Annotated in this window: 14 protein-coding genes and 1 pseudogene; 9 read left to right on the top strand and 6 right to left on the bottom strand. The window is 71.7% G+C overall.

Annotation, left to right across the window (positions count from 1 at the left end; all coding sequences use genetic code 11):
• Positions 1 to 630, bottom strand: a pseudogene (locus tag NON00_RS18475) (hypothetical protein); the annotation flags it as partial.
• A gap of 61 nt (positions 631 to 691) precedes the next feature.
• Positions 692 to 1,474 (bottom strand): tRNA1(Val) (adenine(37)-N6)-methyltransferase, encoded by a 783-nt coding sequence (locus tag NON00_RS18470; protein WP_256024173.1) that lies wholly within the window; start codon positions 1,472 to 1,474, stop codon positions 692 to 694.
• A 249-nt stretch (positions 1,475 to 1,723) separates the two neighbouring features.
• Between NON00_RS18470 and NON00_RS18465 the strand changes: the two genes are divergently transcribed.
• The 4 genes from NON00_RS18465 (at position 1,724) to NON00_RS18450 (ending at position 5,435) form a co-directional block, all read left to right on the top strand.
• Positions 1,724 to 2,659 carry a polyprenyl synthetase family protein gene (locus tag NON00_RS18465; protein WP_256024175.1) on the top strand — a complete coding sequence of 312 codons (936 nt, stop codon included), beginning with the start codon at positions 1,724 to 1,726 and terminating at the stop codon, positions 2,657 to 2,659.
• Positions 2,660 to 2,855: 196 nt separating this feature from the next.
• Positions 2,856 to 3,539 (top strand): GntR family transcriptional regulator, encoded by a 684-nt coding sequence (locus NON00_RS18460; protein WP_256024172.1) that lies wholly within the window; start codon positions 2,856 to 2,858, stop codon positions 3,537 to 3,539.
• An 11-nt stretch (positions 3,540 to 3,550) separates the two neighbouring features.
• Entirely contained in the window at positions 3,551 to 4,069 is a 519-nt protein-coding gene (locus tag NON00_RS18455; protein WP_256024171.1) for a cysteine dioxygenase family protein, read from the top strand.
• Positions 4,070 to 4,115: 46 nt separating this feature from the next.
• Positions 4,116 to 5,435 (top strand): FAD-dependent oxidoreductase, encoded by a 1,320-nt coding sequence (locus NON00_RS18450; protein WP_256024168.1) that lies wholly within the window; start codon positions 4,116 to 4,118, stop codon positions 5,433 to 5,435.
• A 94-nt stretch (positions 5,436 to 5,529) separates the two neighbouring features.
• On the opposite strand, the gene bfr is transcribed toward NON00_RS18450, so the two are convergent.
• The 4 genes from bfr to NON00_RS18430 all read right to left on the bottom strand — a co-directional run bounded on the left by bfr (position 5,530) and on the right by NON00_RS18430 (position 8,604).
• Entirely contained in the window at positions 5,530 to 6,015 is a 486-nt protein-coding gene (gene bfr, locus NON00_RS18445) for a bacterioferritin (RefSeq protein ID WP_256024166.1), read from the bottom strand.
• Between the two features lie 102 nt (positions 6,016 to 6,117).
• Positions 6,118 to 6,363: a bacterioferritin-associated ferredoxin gene (locus NON00_RS18440; RefSeq protein ID WP_256024163.1), complete on the bottom strand. Its 246-nt coding sequence runs from the start codon at positions 6,361 to 6,363 to the stop codon at positions 6,118 to 6,120.
• Positions 6,364 to 6,370: 7 nt separating this feature from the next.
• Positions 6,371 to 8,179: a DNA helicase RecQ gene (gene recQ / locus NON00_RS18435; RefSeq protein ID WP_256024161.1), complete on the bottom strand. Its 1,809-nt coding sequence runs from the start codon at positions 8,177 to 8,179 to the stop codon at positions 6,371 to 6,373.
• 20 nt (positions 8,180 to 8,199) lie between these two features.
• A complete protein-coding gene (locus NON00_RS18430; protein WP_256024150.1) occupies positions 8,200 to 8,604 on the bottom strand; it encodes an OmpA family protein in 405 nt (134 codons plus the stop codon).
• A 333-nt stretch (positions 8,605 to 8,937) separates the two neighbouring features.
• Here NON00_RS18430 and NON00_RS18425 point away from each other — a divergent pair, with 333 nt between their 5' ends.
• The 5 genes from NON00_RS18425 (at position 8,938) to NON00_RS18405 (ending at position 15,054) form a co-directional block, all read left to right on the top strand.
• Positions 8,938 to 9,909 (top strand): Gfo/Idh/MocA family protein, encoded by a 972-nt coding sequence (locus NON00_RS18425; RefSeq protein WP_256024147.1) that lies wholly within the window; start codon positions 8,938 to 8,940, stop codon positions 9,907 to 9,909.
• A 69-nt stretch (positions 9,910 to 9,978) separates the two neighbouring features.
• On the top strand, positions 9,979 to 11,400 hold the full coding sequence (locus NON00_RS18420; RefSeq protein ID WP_256024145.1) for a M17 family metallopeptidase: 1,422 nt from the start codon (positions 9,979 to 9,981) through the stop codon (positions 11,398 to 11,400).
• A 121-nt stretch (positions 11,401 to 11,521) separates the two neighbouring features.
• Positions 11,522 to 11,923: a MarR family winged helix-turn-helix transcriptional regulator gene (locus tag NON00_RS18415; RefSeq protein WP_256024143.1), complete on the top strand. Its 402-nt coding sequence runs from the start codon at positions 11,522 to 11,524 to the stop codon at positions 11,921 to 11,923.
• A 293-nt stretch (positions 11,924 to 12,216) separates the two neighbouring features.
• Positions 12,217 to 14,565 (top strand): xanthine dehydrogenase family protein molybdopterin-binding subunit, encoded by a 2,349-nt coding sequence (locus NON00_RS18410; RefSeq protein ID WP_256024140.1) that lies wholly within the window; start codon positions 12,217 to 12,219, stop codon positions 14,563 to 14,565.
• 24 nt (positions 14,566 to 14,589) lie between these two features.
• Positions 14,590 to 15,054 (top strand): heme-binding protein, encoded by a 465-nt coding sequence (locus NON00_RS18405; protein WP_256024138.1) that lies wholly within the window; start codon positions 14,590 to 14,592, stop codon positions 15,052 to 15,054.
• Positions 15,055 to 15,140: the final 86 nt, after the last annotated feature.

The following is a 15,140-nucleotide window of genomic DNA, read 5'->3' as shown; positions in this document are numbered from 1 at the left end:
TGCCGGCGGGGGGGGCTGCGGGGCTGCGATGGCGGGCGCCGGCGCGGTGGCCAGGGTCTGAAGGGGGGCCGGGGCGGGGGCGGCGGGCAGGCTGAAGCCGGCGGCCGGCGGGGGTGCTTCCGCCAGGGCAGGGGCGGAGGCCAGGAAGGGGGGCGGGGCGGGCGGGAATTCGGGCGCCATGTCGAGCAGCAGGCTCGGCGCCTCGCCTTCCGGGCTGGCGGGCGGTGGCGGGGCGGGCTCGTCGCCCCAGCCGGCGGCGGCGGCGGCCTCGCGCTGCGCATCCGGGTTGCCGGGGGCCAGCGCCAGGGCGCGGGCATAATGGCCCGCCGCCTCCTTGCGCATCGCCAGCAGCTTGTAGGCATGGCCGAGCTGGAGCTGGATATCGGCATCCTCCGGCGCCAGGCGCTCCGCGTCGTGGTAGCGCTCCAGCGCGGCGGTCAGGAAGCCCGCCTCCTTCAGGCAATGCCCCTGCTGTACCATCAGCGGCCAGGCTTCGGGCCGCAGCTCCACCACCTTGCCATAGAGGGCGGCGGCCTCGTTCCAGGCCGCGGCATCCCGCTGCTGGTCTGCCGCGGCCAGGAGGGCCTCCACATCGGCGTCTTCCGGGCGGGGGTCGAGATCGGCGCTCATGTGGCTCCCTCGTAAAGCAGGGCCAGGAGTGGCGCAATTGGTGGCGCAATCGGCGGCGCCATCATGGCCAGGGCAGGGGGCGCGGCGCCTCCAGCAGGGCGGCGGCCTCCGCCGTCCAGCCCGCCCCGTCATGCAGGGCGAGGCCGGGGGAGAGCCGGTCCGGCCCCCGCCCGCCGCGCCGGCCCTGCACCAGAACCCGCTTCGCCGCCTGCCCCGCGCGCGGCCAGAGCGGGCAGAGCGCCACCGCCCCGCAGCGCGCCGCGCGCAGCGCCGCGCCCGCCTCGCTGAAGCGCCCGGCCGGCAGCACCAGCGTCAGGCTGCCGCGATGATGCAGCGGATGCGCCAGGGCGCGCGCCCATGCCTCCAGCCCCGGGCCTTCCCCCGCATGGGTGGCGCCGGCGCGCAGCGCCACCGGCGGCGCGCTGCCCTCCGGCCAATAGGGCGGGTTGGCGAAGGCATGGTCCAGCCGGGGCAGGGTCTTTTTCAGGGCCGGGTCGGCAATGTCGGCGGCCAGCACCGTCACCCGCTCCGCCACGCCGTTCAGCGCGGCATTCTCCCGCGCCAGGGCGGCCAGGGCGGGGTCGCGCTCCACGGCGATGACGGTCAGCGCCGGCACCCGCGCCAGCAGGCAGAGAAAGACGGCGCCGCTGCCGCAGCCGCCCTCCAGCACCACCTCCCCCGGCCGGGCGGGGATGGCGGCGGCCAGCAGCACCGCATCCAGCCCCGCCCGCAGCCCGGCGCGCGGCTGGCGCAGGCGCACCCGCCCGCCCAGCAGCCCATCCTCGGTGAGGTCTTCCGGCGCGAAGGGGGCGGTGGGGTCCAGGCAATCGGCCATGTCCCGCATCAGTGGCGGCTCCGGGGCTGGTCCGGCGGGCGGACGCGGGGAAAAGGAGAGGGGGAGGCGGCGGGGGAGGGGCGCCTTGCTGCGCCTTCCCCCGCTGGCTATGGTGCGCGCCCCAACTCAGAGGTCAATGGCCGCGTGAGCTTTCCCGCCGCCCCGGTGCAAACTGCGCCCGAATCCACGTCGCTCCCCACCGCCCGCCCGGATGCCGAGGACGCCCTGGCCGCCCTGATCCGGCTGGTCCGGGACGACATGGAGGCCTGCAACCGCGAGATCCTGGCGCGGATGCAGAGCCCGGTGGAGCTGATCCCGCAACTCGCCGCCCATCTCATCGCCGCCGGCGGCAAGCGGCTGCGCCCGCTGCTGACGCTGGCCGCCGCGCGCCTCTGCGGCTATCGCGGGGAGCGGCATGTCCGCCTCGCCGCCTGTGTCGAGTTCATCCACACCGCCACGCTGCTGCATGACGATGTGGTGGATGAGAGCGAGCTGCGCCGGGGCCAGGCCAGCGCCAACGCCATCTTCGGCAACAAGGCCAGCGTGCTGGTGGGCGATTTCCTCTTCGCCCGCGCCTTCGAGCTGATGGTGGCCGATGGCTCGCTGGAGGTGCTGCGCATCCTGTGCAGCGCCTCTGCCACCATCGCCGAGGGCGAGGTGCTGCAGCTGGTCATCCAGAACGACACCAGCTCCACCGAGGCGCAGTATCTGGAAGTGATCGAGGGCAAGACCGCCGCCCTCTTCGCCGCCGCCACGCGTGTCGGCGCCGTGGTGGCCGACCGCCCGCAGGCCGAGGCCGAGGCGCTCGATTCCTACGGCCACAATCTCGGCATCGCCTTCCAGCTCGTCGATGACGCGCTGGACTATTCGGCGAAGCAGGAGCAACTCGGCAAGACGGTGGGCGACGACTTCCGCGAGGGCAAGATCACCCTGCCCGTGCTGCTGGCCTTCGCCCGTGGCGACGAGGCGGAAAAGGCCTTCTGGCGCCGCGTCATCGAGGAGCGCGAGCAGGGCGAGGGCGACCTCGCCGAGGCGCTGCGCCTGATGCAGAAGCACCGGGCGCTGGAGGACACCATCGCCCGCGCCCGCGACTATGGCGACCGCGCCCTGGCCGGCCTCGCCCCCTTCGCCGAGGGGCCGGAGAAGGCGGCGCTGGCCGGGATCGTGGAATTCTGCATCGCCCGCGCCCGTTGAGATTTTTTTCAGGCTGCCGCCGTCTCCCGGCAAAGCGGGACGCAAACTGAAAAAAGTTTTTTGGTTCTTTTTTCAAAAAAGAACATTCTTCCCCTTGGCAAAGCCCCGGCCCCCGCCGGGGCTTTTTGCCGTCTTGCGGTGTCACGGATCTGTCGCCTATGATCTGACATGTCAGAGACATGGTGAACGCTCGCCCATGACCCTTCTCACCCCGGTGGAAGCGCCGCCCTCCCTCACCGAGCAGGCCGTGACGGCCCTGCGGCGGGAGATCCTGACCACGCGCCTGATGCCCGGCGAGACGCTGAGCGAGGCCGTGGCGGCCCAGCTTCTGGGCCTGGGCAAGGCGCCGGTGCGCGCCGCCCTGGCCCGGCTTGCCGAGGAAGGGCTGGTGCAGGCCGTGCCGCGCCGGGGCTGGATCGTCTCCCTCGTCACCATCCGCGACATCCACGAGGTTTTCGACCTCCGCCTGATCCTGGAGCCGGAGGCCGCGCGCCGCGCCGCCGGGCGCGTCGATGCCGAGGCGCTGCGCCGCCTCGATTCCGTCTGCGCCTGCGGCTACCGGCCGGAGGACCAGGACAGCACCCACGCCTTCCTCGACGCCAACAAGGCCTTCCACGTCGCCGTGGCCGAATTGTCGGGCAATAACCGCATGGCCCGGCAGGTGGACCGGCTGCTGGACGAGAGCACGCGCATGCTCACCCTCGGCCTGCGCGCCCGCGACCGCACCGGCGAGATGGCGCATGAGCACCATGAGCTGATCGAGGCCCTGGCGCTTGGCCGCGCCGAGGATGCCGCGAGCATCATGCGCCAGCAGGTCACCGCCTCCCGCGCCATGGTGCTGGAAGCCCTCACCGCCCCCCATTCCCCGACCGTGATCTGAGGAAGCGCCCCATGTCCTTCATCGGTCCGCGTGACAGCCTCTCCGCCATGCTCTCCGCCATCGCCGAGGCGGCGCGCAGCGATCTCGACGGGCGCCCCGCCCGCGTCGCCGCCGCCATCGGCGCCTATCTGGACCGGCCGGACCTGCTGGCGGGCCAGGAATGCCCCTGTTCGGCGGAGCGCTATGTCCGCCACCTGCTGCATGCCGACCCGGCCGGGGCGTATGCCGTGGTGGCCCTGGCCTGGCGCCCTGGGCAGATGAGCCCGGTGCACGCGCACCGCACCTGGTGCGCCTTCGGCGTCTATTCCGGCCTGCTCACCGAGGGCTATTACGCCCCCGATGCCTGCGGCCAGCCGGTGCAGACGCAGAGCCTGCTGCGCCCCGCCGGCGCCACCTGCCACGGCCCCGCCGACCCGCGGCTGATCCACCGGCTGGCCAATCTCAGCAGCGGGCCGGCCCTGTCCATCCATGTCTATGGCGTGGGGTTCGACCGCTTCGGCCAGGACGTCAATCTGGTCTACGCCGACTGAGCAGCGCAGTCTGGGTGGGCCTTGCCCGCCTGGATGGAGTCGCGCCGTGAGTGAACTTGCCCTTCCCCCCACCCTCTGGGCCGAGACCGCCCCGGCGCCGCCGCCCACCGGCCCGCTGGCCGGCCCGGCGCGGGCGGATGTGGTGGTCATCGGCGGCGGCTTCACCGGCCTGTCCACCGCCCTGCACCTCGCGGAGGGCGGGGCGGATACCCTGCTGCTGGAGGCCGGGCCGATCGGCTTCGGCGCCTCCGGCCGCAACAACGGGCTGGTCATTCCCACCCTCTCGCGCCTCGACCCGGATGATATCGCCGCCAGCGTCCCCGCCGCCCTGGGCGGGCGGGAGAAGGGGGAGGAACTGGTCGGGCTGATCCGTGACAGCGCCGGCTTCGTCTTCGACCTCATCCGCCGCCACGGCATCGAGGCGGAGGCGGTGCAGAAGGGCTGGTTCCAGCCGGCGCACCGGCCCTCGCGCATGGCGCTGGCGCGGCGGCGGGTGGAGCAATGGGCCCGGCGCGGCGCCCCGGTGCGGCTGCTCGACAGGGCGGAGGCGGCGGCGCGCGCGGGCAGCGAATTCTGGCATGGCGGGTGGGAGAACAGCACGGGCGGCCATGTGAACCCGCTGGCCCTGGCGCGCGGCCTCGCCGCCGCGGCGGTGGGGGCGGGGGCACGGCTGCACACGCAGAGCCCGGCCCTGTCCATCGGCCGCGACCTGTCCATTGGCAGCGACGGGCCGCGCTGGCGCGTCACCACGCCGGGGGGGGAGGTGGTGGCGGAGCGCGTCATCCTCGCCACCCATGCCTATACGCCGCCGGGCCTCTGGCCTGGCTTCGAGCGCAGCATCGTGCCGGTGCGCTCCTACCAGATGGCCACCACGCCGCTCTCGGACAATCTGCGCAGGAGCATCCTGCCGGAGAACCACGCGCTCTCCGACACGCAGGGGGACCTGTATTTCTTTCATTTCGACGCGGCCGGGCGGCTGGTCACCGGCGGGTCGCTGATCATTCCCTTCGGCTGGGAGGGGCGCCTGCGCCGCCGCATCGCCGCGCGGGTGCGCAAGGTCTATCCGCAGATCGGCGAATTCGGCTTCACCCATGTCTGGTGGGGCTATATCGCCGCCACGGACGACAAGGCGCCGCATCTCTATGATCTGGCGCCGGGCGTGCTGGGGTGGAGCGGCTGCAATGGCCGGGGTGTCGCCCTGTCCATCGCCCTGGGGCGGGAGATGGCGCGGGCCAGCCTCGGTGCGTCGCTGCGTGAGGTCGCGGCGCCGGTGGAGCAACTGCGGCGGATCGCGGGGCACAGCTTCGCGCCGCTCGGCGTGGCCTGGAACCAGGCGCTGTTCCGCTGGAAGGATGGGCGGGACTGAGGGGGGCGCATCTGGGAGGGCGCCGCCCTCCCAGACCCTCCCGCCACAGAAAGCAGGTGGGGGAACAGGGTTCCCCCGGACCCCGCCGCCAGGATTACTCCTGGTCGGGGGCGGCGTCGCTGTTCAGCGTGATGTACTTCGGCAGGCCGATCTGGCGGATCAGCTCGAACTGCGTGTCGACGAAGTCGGCATGCTTCTCCTCGTCGATCAGGATGCGCACGAAGAGATCACGCGAGACGAAGTCGCGCACGCTCTCGCTATAGGCGATCGCCTCGCGCAGGTCGTTGATCGCCTTCTCCTCCAGCTTCTGGTCGCAGCGGAGGACTTCCTCCACATTCTCGCCGATCAGGATCTGGTTGAGGCGCTGCACGTTGGGCAGGCCACCGAGGAACAGGATGCGCTCGATCAGCTCATCCGCGTGCTTCATCTCCTCGATCGACTCTTCGTACTCGTGCTTGCCGAGCTTGGTCACACCCCAGTTCTTCAGGATGCGGGCGTGCAGGAAGTACTGGTTGATCGCCGTCAGCTCATTGGTGAGCTGGGTGTTCAGGTGTTCAATGACCTTGGGGTCGCGCAGCATGATCGGTCTCCCGTCCCGGATTCAACGGGGCGGGAGAGTGCCGATCCTGAATCTTCAGGTCAAGCTTTTGTTTTTATTAGATAATGCGAGTGAGAGACGGTCTCAGTTGCCGCTCGCCGCCTGGGTGGACTGGGCCGGCTGGTCGCGCAGGATCGTCAGCATCGTGCCGGTGCAGCAGCCGCATTGGGCGTTGCAGCCGCAGGCCGCGTAGACCTCCTTCGGGCGGCTGGCACCGGAGGCGATGGCGCCACGGATCTGGCTGTCGGTCAGGCCATTGCACAGGCAGACATACATGCGAGGAAACCGCTCGTTGAGGACGATGCGGTTGATAGACGTTCGCAACTCCATTTGCAAGTCATTCGCACTCTCGCAGGATCCTCAGCACCGCCTCGCCATAGCGCTCCAGCTTGGTGGCGCCGACACCGGGCACCTGGCTGAGCGCGTCCAGGTCGCGCGGCAGGGTGGCGGCGATCTCGGCCAGGGTGCGGTCCTGGAAGATGACGTAGGAGGGCACGCCCTGCGCCGCCGCCATCCGCCGCCGCCAGTCGCGCAGCGCGGCGAAGACCGGGTCCGCCTGCACCGCCCCATCCACCGGCACCGCCGCGCGGCCGCGCCGCGCCGCCGCCACCGGGGCCACCAGCTCCTCGCGCAGCATCACGCTCTGCTCGCCGCGCAGGATGGGGCGGGCGGCCTCGGTGGGCACGAGTTCGCCGTGGTTTTCCACCGCCACGTCCAGCGCGCCCTGCGCCACCAACTGCCGGGCCACGCTCTTCCAGGCGCTCTCCGGCAGGTCGCGGCCGACGCCGAAGGTCGGCAGCTGGTCATGGCCGAACTGCGCGACCTTGTCCGTCGCCTTGCCCAGCAGCACATCGACCACATGGCCGACGCCGAAGCGCCGCCCCGTGCGCAGCACCGCCGAGAGCAGCTTCTGCGCCGCCACCGTGCCATCGAACAGCTTCGGCGGGCTCTGGCAGAGGTCGCAATGGCCGCAGGGAAGCGGTGCCTCCTCCCCGAAGCAGCGGAGAAGAATCTGGCGGCGGCAGGTGGAGGCCTCGGCGATCGCCACCATGGCGTCCAGCCGCTGGCGCTCCACGCGCTTCTGCTCGTCGCTCGCCGTGCTTTCCTGGATGCGGTGCCGGGCCAGGGCGATATCCCCGGCGCCATAGAGCAGCAGCGCCTCGGCCGGCAGCCCGTCGCGCCCGGCGCGGCCGATCTCCTGGTACCAGCTCTCCGGGCTGCGCGGCAGGTCGGTATGGGCGACGAAGCGCACATCCGGCCGGTCGATCCCCATGCCGAAGGCGATGGTGGCGGCCATCACCACCGCGTCGCCGCGGGCGAAGCGGCGATGCGCCTCGCGCTTCTCCGCCGGCTCCAGCCCGGCATGGAAGACCAGCGCGTCCTGCCCGTCGGCCCGCAGCCATTCGGCGGTCTGCTCCGCCTTGCGGCGGCTGCCGCAATAGATCAGCCCGGCGCCATTGCCATCGCCCGCGCGCTTGATGAAGCCGCGCAGCTGCGCGCGCTCCTGCTCGCGCGGCTGGGCGCTGATGCGGATATTCGGCCGGTCGAAGCTGGCGCGGAAGAGCGGGCTTTCCTCCAGCCGCAGCTGCCGCTGGATGTCCTGCACCGTGCGCGGATCCGCCGTGGCGGTCAGCGCCAGGCGCGGCACCTGCGGGAAGCGCTCCGCCAGCACCGGCAGGGCACGGTATTCGGGGCGGAAGTGATGCCCCCACTGGCTGACGCAATGCGCCTCGTCGATGGCGAAGAGGGCGATGCGCATCTCGTCCAGCCGCGCCAGCGTAGCCTCGCCGGTCAGCCGCTCGGGCGAGACATAGAGCAGCTTGAGCCGCCCGGCATCGAGGTCGCGCCAGATGGCGCGCGCCTCCTCCGGCGGCAGTTCGGAATGCAGGGCGGCGGCGGCGATGTCCTGCTGGCGCAGGGCCGCCACCTGGTCCTCCATCAGCGCGATGAGGGGGGAGACGACCACGCCCAGCCCCGGCCGGCACAGTGCCGGCACCTGGAAGCACAGGCTCTTGCCGCCGCCGGTGGGCATCAGCACCAGGCCGGAGCCGCCCGCCACCGCGTGGCGGACCACTTCTTCCTGCAGGCCGCGGAAGCCGGCATGGCCAAAGACGCGGTGCAGGACCTCGAGCGGGTCCTGCATCATGGTCCCGGAGTCGAAAGCGATTATGGCGTCACCTGTCCCTGGCCGATCTGGATCTCCACCCGGCGGCTTTCCAGCGGCATCATCTCGAAGGGCACCGGCCCGCGCGGCAGGACGCGGATGCGCGCCGGCGCCACGCCCTCGCTGCGCAGCGTCTCGGCCACATTCTCCGCCCGGGCGGCGGAGAGGGCGCGGTTATAGGCCCGCCCGCCATCCGGGTCGGCGAAGCCCAGCACCGCCACCGGGGTGCCGGGCAGGGCCCGGGCCCGCTGCGCCGCCGCGGCCACCACGGCGCGGGCGGCCTCATCCAGGGCCGCGCTGTCCTCGGTGAAGAAGACGACCAGGCGCGGCTCGGGCGCCGCGTCGGAGGCGGTGCAGCCAGCCAGCCAGGGCAGCAGGAGGAAGCCAGTCAGGACGAGGCGGCGCATTGGCGCGGTCTCCGGTTCTGGGGGGAGCGCATGGATGCGCGGCGGGGGCGCCGGCGTCAACCACGCGCTGCGCCGGCCCTGCCATCCGCCCGGCGACCGGCTCGCGCCGGCCCCTCAGGCCTGTCTGACAAGGCCGGACCGGAAGGGGCCTTGCCCCTTCCCGGATGGGTTTCCAAAGGCCTCAGGCCTTTGGTGGGGAGAGTTTGAGAGGGGCGAAGCCCCTCTCAACGCCATCCGCCATCCGGGCCCCGCCGCCGGAAGCCTGGCCGTCGGCTCTGGCCCTGGGGCGCTGCCGGGCCTAGGGTGCGCCCTTTTTCGGCGCAGGAGAGGCGGATGGCCCCGGTCGCACTCGGCATCATAGGTTTCGGCATCATGGGGGAGCGCCTGCTGCGCACCGCCTTCCCGCATCCCGAGGTGCGGGTGGCCGGGGTGTGGGACCCCTCGCCGGAGGCCGCGGCGCGGCTGGCGGCGGTGGATCCGGCCGTGCCCATGCTGCCCGATGCGGCGGCGGTGATCGCGGCCTGCGATACTCTTTATATCGCCGCGCCCCCGGCGGCGCATATCCCGCTGGCCCGCGCCGCCCTGGCCGCCGGCCGCGCCGTCTTCCTGGAGAAGCCGCTGGCCACCGACCTCGCCGAGGCCGCGGCCTTCGTGGCGGAGGCCGAGGCGAGCGGCGCCCGCGCGGCGGTGAACTTCCCCATGGCCTCTTCCCCGGCGGTGGCGCAGCTCGCGGCGTGGCGGGCGGCGGGGCAGGTCGGCCAGCCGCGCGGGCTGGAGATCGCCACCGATTTCGGCCGCTGGCCGCGTGGCTGGCAGCATGGCGCTGTGGGCTGGCTCGCCCGCCGGGCGGAGGGCGGCTTCACCCGCGAGGTGGTGTCGCACTTCCTGTTCCTGACGCTGCGCCAGCTCGGCGCGCTGGAGCTGCGCTCCGCCCGCGTCACCTGGCCGGAGGGCGATCTCTCGGAGACGGCGATCGAGGCGGAGCTGCTGGCTGGTGGCGTGCCGGTGCGGCTGACCGGCAGCGTCGGCCGCATCGCCGAGGACGAGGCGAACCGCTGGGTGCTGGCTGGCGAGGCGGGGTCCGTGCGCTTGCGCAACTGGTCCATCGCCGAGCGGTTGGAGTCGGATGGCGTCTGGCGCCCGGCCCCCGATGCCCTGCCCAACGAGGCGATGCGGCCGATGGTGCTGCGCGGGCAGATGGACAAGCTGGCGGCGCTGACGCGTGGGGCACCGGAAACCGGCCTCGCGACGTTACGCGAGGCGCTAACCGTGCAACAAATTGTTGAAGAACTGCTGCGAAGCTAAGGCTCCGCTGACACGTTACCGGGGCGTGGCCATCCCGGCCCGCTCCCCCTTGCTGGATATGGGTTTCGCATGCTGCCGGTCGATATCGCCCCGCTGGAAGGGTCCCTGCCGCTGCTGGCCCTTCCGGCGGCGGGGCTGCCGGCCTTCCTGGCCGCCCGGGATGGCGGCGGCTTCCTGCGCGCCAGCGGCTTCGCCGCCCGCGCCGGGGAACTGCGCCTGATCCCGGGCGAGGGGGGCGGGCTGGCCGGCGCGGTGCTGGGGCTCGGCAGCGGCGGCGCGGAGACAGGGCTTTTGCCCCTGGCCTGTTCCCCCTGGTCTTATGGCAGCCTGCCGCTCACCCTGCCCGAGGGCAGCGCCTGGCATCTGGACGGCGCCACGCCGGAGCAGGAGGCGGCGGCGGCGCTGGGCTGGAGCCTGGGCGCCTACCGCTTCACCCGCTACCGCGCGGCGGGGCGGGCGCCGGCCCGGCTGCGCCTGCGCGCCGAGCCGCGCCGTGCCCTGGCCGAGGCCGCCGCCATCTGGCGCGCGCGCGACCTGATCAACACCCCCGCCGCCGATCTCGGCCCCGCCGAGCTGGCCGAGGCCGTCGCCACCCTCGGCCGCGACCATGGGGCGGAGGTGGAGATCCTCCACGGCGCCGCGCTGGAGGAAGGCTTCCCCGCCATCGCCGCGGTGGGGCAGGGCAGCCACCGCGCGCCCCGCGTCGCCCTGCTGCGCTGGGGGCGGCCCGAGCATCCGCTGCTCGCCCTGTGCGGCAAGGGCGTGGTCTTTGATACCGGCGGGCTCGACATCAAGAGCGCCGAGGGCATGCGGCGCATGAAGAAGGATATGGGCGGCGCCGCCGTGCTGATCGGCCTCGCCGCGCTGGTGATGACGCGCGCCCTGCCGGTGCGGCTGCTGCTGGCGGTGGGCTGTGTCGAGAACGCCATTTCCGACCGCGCCCTGCGCCCCTCCGACATCATCCGCACCCGCGCCGGGCTGCGGGTGGAAATCGGCAACACCGATGCCGAGGGGCGCCTCGTCCTGGCCGACCTGCTGGCCTATGCCGGGGCGCTGGAGCCCTGGCTGACCCTCGACTGCGCCACGCTGACCGGCGCGGCGCGGGTGGCGCTGGGGCCGGACCTGCCGGCGCTCTTCGCCTCGGACCGCGCCCTGGCGGCCACGCTCCAGGCGGCGGGGGAGGCGGTGCAGGATCCGCTATGGCCGCTGCCGTTGCACTCCGGTTACGCTTCGTGGCTCGACAGTCCTGTCGCGGACATGAACAACGTGGCCAGCCGTCCGATGGCAGGCGCCATTGTCGCGGCCTTGTTTCTACGAAGATTTGTTCCTGAACATCTTCGATGGGCACACCTGGACCTGTATGCATGGAACGATTCGTCTCGCCCCGGGCGCCCCGAAGGGGGCGAAGCGCAAGCGTTGCGGGCGCTGCATGCCGGCCTAGAGAAACTCATCTCTGGTGGTGATGAGGACATGGTCATATCGAAACCATGATCACGTCATCCCAAATAAGACACACCCCCGGCGACCGGTGAGACCACCGGGCACCGTTCTTCCACTTTCCCGCGGCGCTTTCCGCCGCTGGAGCCGCTTTTGCTAAGGGAATTTGCCCCAGATGCCCGTTCATAACGCTCCCGATCAACTGATTGGTATCCTGCGCGATACCGTGGTCGCTTTGGTGCGGCGCGATGGGCATGACCTGTCCGCCCGCCAGCTGGGCGTCTTCCTGACGGTTTACATGAGCGAGGGGCCGCACACGGTGCGGGGCCTGGCGGCGGCGCTGAACGTCTCCAAGCCGGCCATCACCCGCGCCCTGGACCGCCTGGGAGAGCTGGATCTGGCCCGCCGCAAGACCGATCCGCAGGACCGCCGCAGCGTGCTGGTGCAGCGCACCGTCAAGGGCGCCACCTTCCTGCGCGAGATCCGCACCATCATGGTCGAGGCCGACAACGCCGTTCGCACCGTCGCGCCCTCCCAGCCCGCCAATACCGAAAGCGCCTCCCGCCGGGCCAGCTGAGCCTCCCGAACGGCGTTTCGCGGTGATCTACAACCTGGAGTTGTTCAAGACTTCTGGGGTGCAACTCGAATCGGCCTCACCCCTCAGGGTGGGGCCGTTTTTTGTTCTTGTAAAGAAATGATTTGCGTTTTCCGGCCCGGAATGATCGGGCGGGGCCATCTCGTCTGGCATCATCCCCTCCGCTCTTATCCAGGCCGGCAGGGGCGGGGAGGGGGTCGCCTCCGGTGGCAGAAGCCTCTAGGCTGGCCGCCTCATCCGCGCCCCTATCATCCGCGCCCCACGGAGAGCCTGCCATGCCGGATTCCCTGCCCTTCGATCCGTCCCGCCTGAAATTCGGCATCGGCCAGCCGGTCCCCCGCAACGAGGACCCCATCCTGCTGCGCGGCGAGGGCCGCTATACGGATGACCTCCAGCTTCCCGGCCAGCTCTGGGGCGTGGTGGTGCGCAGCCCCTATGCCCATGGCGTGCTGAAGGGCATCGACACCAGCGCGGCGCTGGAGGTGCCCGGCGTCGTCGCCGTCTATACCGGGGCCGATCTCGCCGCCGCCGGCTATGGCACCCTGCGCTGCACCATTCCGCTACAGGGGCTGGTCAATATCGAGCGCCCGGCGCTGGCGACGGACAAGGTGCGCTTCGTGGGCGACCCGATCGCCTTCGTGGTGGCCGAGAGCAAGGCGGCGGCGAAGGATGGTGCCGAGGCCGTCTTCCCCGATATCGACCCGCTGCCGGCGGTGACCGAAGCCTCCGCCGCCGCCGCCCCGGACGCGCCGCGGATCTACGACCACATCCCCGGCAACCAGGTGCTGGATTTCCATTACGGCGACGCGGCGAAGGTGCAGGCCGCCTTCGAGGGCGCGGCGCATGTGGCGCGACTCGACATCCGCAACAACCGCGTCGTCGTCTGCGCCATGGAGCCGCGCAGCGCCATCGCCGAGTATGAGCCGGGCGAGGGGCGCTATACGCTGCATCTCGGCTGCCAGGGCGTCTTCGGCCTGCGCAACCAGATCGCCGGCGATCTGCTGAAGGTGCCGGTGGAGAAGCTGCGCATCCTCACCGGCCATGTCGGCGGCAGCTTCGGCATGAAGGCCTCGGCCTATCCGGAATATGTCTGCCTGCTGCACGCGGCGAAGGAACTTGGCCGCCCGGTGAAGTGGACGGATGAGCGCACCGGCAGCTTCCTCTCCGACATGCATGGCCGCGACCATGAGGTGACGGCGGAACTGGCGCTGGACGCCGAGGGCCGCTTCCTCGCCGTCCGCCTCACCAGCTACGCCAATATGGGCGGCTATCTGGCGACGGTCGGCCCGCTGATGGGCACGATGAACTTCGTGCGCAACATCCAGAGCAACTACGCCACGCCGCTGATCGAGGTCGCCACCCGCTGCCTGGTGACCAACACCACCCCGATCTCCGCCTATCGCGGCGCCGGGCGCCCCGAGGGCAACTACTTCATGGAGCGGCTGATCGAGAGCGCCGCCGCCGCCCTGAAGATCGACCCGGTGGAGCTGCGCCGCCGCAACTTCATCCGCCCCGAGCAGCTGCCCTATGCCGCCGCCTCCGGCTCCCGCTACGACAGCGGCGATTTCGCCGGGCTGCTGGAGCGCGCCATGCGCGAGGCGGATTGGGAGGGCTATGCCGCGCGCAAGGCGGCGAGCGCGGCGCGCGGCCTGCTGCGCGGCCGCGGCATCGGCAACTTCCTGGAATGCACCGCCCCGCCGGCCAAGGAGATGGGCGGTATCCGCTTCGAGGCGGATGGCGGCGTCACCATCATCACCGGCACGCTGGATTACGGGCAGGGCCATTGGACGCCCTTCGCCCAGGTGCTGCACCAGACGCTGGGCGTGCCTTTCGAGCGCATCCGCCTGCTCCAGGGCGATTCTGACCAGCTGATCGCCGGTGGCGGCACGGGCGGGTCGAAGTCGCTGATGGCCTCCGGCGCCGCCATCATCGAGGCTTCGGCCAAGGTGGTGGAGAAGGCGCGCCTCGCCGCCGCGCATCTGCTGGAGGCGGCGGAGGAGGATCTGGATTTCGAGCCGCATGCCGAGGGCGGCGCCCGCTTCGTCATCGCCGGCACGGATCGCGCCATCGGGCTGCTGGAACTGGCGGCGCGGCTGCGCGGCGCGAAGGACCTGCCCGAGGGCGTGCCGGACAGCCTGGATGTCCAGCACGTCTTCCAGGAGGCGCCGATGGCCTACCCCAATGGCTGCCACATCGTGGAGCTGGAGGTGGACCCGGAGACCGGCACCGTCAGTTTCGACCGCTATGTCACGGTCAACGACTTCGGCGTCATCGTGAACCCGCTGATGGTGCAGGGCCAGGCGCATGGCGGCATCGTCCAGGGCATCGGGCAGGCGCTGATGGAGCGCACCGCCTATAGCGAGGATGGCCAGCTTCTCTCCGGCTCCTATTCCGACTACGCCCTGCCGCGCGCCTCGGACCTGCCTTCCTTCCACTTCGCCAGCCATGCCACCCCGGCCAAGACCAACCCCCTGGGCGCCAAGGGCTGCGGCGAGGCGGGGTGCGCCGGCTCCCTGCCGGCGGTGATGAATGCGCTGGTGGATGCCTTGTCGGAACGCGGCGTGACGCATATCGACATGCCGGCGACGCCGGAAGTCATCTGGCGCGCCCTGAACCCGGCCTGATAACGCCGCCTGAGGAGACGCCCCATGCCCAACCCGCCCACCGGCTTCGCCCCCGGCCTGACGCTGGCCACCGCCCGGAAGATCGCCGAGGTGGCGCTGGCCAAGGGCCGCGAACTGGGCCTCGCCCCGCTGACCGTGGTGGTGCTGGACCAGGCCGCGCAGCCCAAGTTTCTGCTGCGCGAGGATGGTGCCAGCCTGCTGCGCCCCGAGATCGCGACCGGCAAGGCTTTCGGCGCCATGGCGCTGGGCTTTGGCGGGCGGGAACTGGCGCGCCGCGCCGCCAAGATGCCGGGCTTCATGAACGCCTTCTCCGACCTCTGCGGCGGCCGTGCCGTCCCTGTCCCGGGTGGCGTGCTGGTGCGTGACGCGCAGGGCACCATCCTGGGTGCCGTCGGCATCTCGGGCGATGCCTCGGACAAGGACGAGGTCTGCGCCGTGGCCGGCATCGAGGCGGCGGGCCTGATCGCCGACACGGGCGACCCGGAGTGAGGGGCCGCCGGCCGCCAGCGGCGGCCGGCCCTGCCAGAAGAAAGATTGGGGTCCCGGGGTATTTCTTACCCCGGACTTATTTTATT

Source organism: Roseomonas sp. GC11, from assembly GCF_024437745.1.
In the GTDB taxonomy this organism is placed as follows: Bacteria; Pseudomonadota; Alphaproteobacteria; order Acetobacterales; family Acetobacteraceae; genus Pseudoroseomonas.
The sequence above is the reverse complement of the archived record's forward strand: the minus strand, read 5'-3'. Positions and strand labels throughout refer to the sequence as shown.

Bases quoted from the DNA above. Each gene is read 5' to 3' on its own strand.
- NON00_RS18430 (WP_256024150.1), bottom strand. From the start codon at position 8,604: ATGCGCCGCCTCGTCCTGACTGGCTTCCTCCTGCTGCCCTGGCTGGCT.
- recQ (WP_256024161.1), bottom strand. From the start codon at position 8,179: ATGATGCAGGACCCGCTCGAGGTCCTGCACCGCGTCTTTGGCCATGCC.
- bfr (WP_256024166.1), bottom strand. From the start codon at position 6,015: ATGCTGCGCGACCCCAAGGTCATTGAACACCTGAACACCCAGCTCACC.
- NON00_RS18420 (WP_256024145.1), top strand. From the start codon at position 9,979: ATGCTGCCGGTCGATATCGCCCCGCTGGAAGGGTCCCTGCCGCTGCTG.
- NON00_RS18455 (WP_256024171.1), top strand. From the start codon at position 3,551: ATGTCCTTCATCGGTCCGCGTGACAGCCTCTCCGCCATGCTCTCCGCC.
- NON00_RS18440 (WP_256024163.1), bottom strand. From the start codon at position 6,363: ATGGAGTTGCGAACGTCTATCAACCGCATCGTCCTCAACGAGCGGTTT.
- NON00_RS18465 (WP_256024175.1), top strand. From the start codon at position 1,724: ATGGAGGCCTGCAACCGCGAGATCCTGGCGCGGATGCAGAGCCCGGTG.
- NON00_RS18405 (WP_256024138.1), top strand. From the start codon at position 14,590: ATGCCCAACCCGCCCACCGGCTTCGCCCCCGGCCTGACGCTGGCCACC.
- NON00_RS18410 (WP_256024140.1), top strand. From the start codon at position 12,217: ATGCCGGATTCCCTGCCCTTCGATCCGTCCCGCCTGAAATTCGGCATC.
- NON00_RS18415 (WP_256024143.1), top strand. From the start codon at position 11,522: ATGCCCGTTCATAACGCTCCCGATCAACTGATTGGTATCCTGCGCGAT.
- NON00_RS18470 (WP_256024173.1), bottom strand. From the start codon at position 1,474: ATGCGGGACATGGCCGATTGCCTGGACCCCACCGCCCCCTTCGCGCCG.
- NON00_RS18460 (WP_256024172.1), top strand. From the start codon at position 2,856: ATGACCCTTCTCACCCCGGTGGAAGCGCCGCCCTCCCTCACCGAGCAG.
- NON00_RS18425 (WP_256024147.1), top strand. From the start codon at position 8,938: ATGGCCCCGGTCGCACTCGGCATCATAGGTTTCGGCATCATGGGGGAG.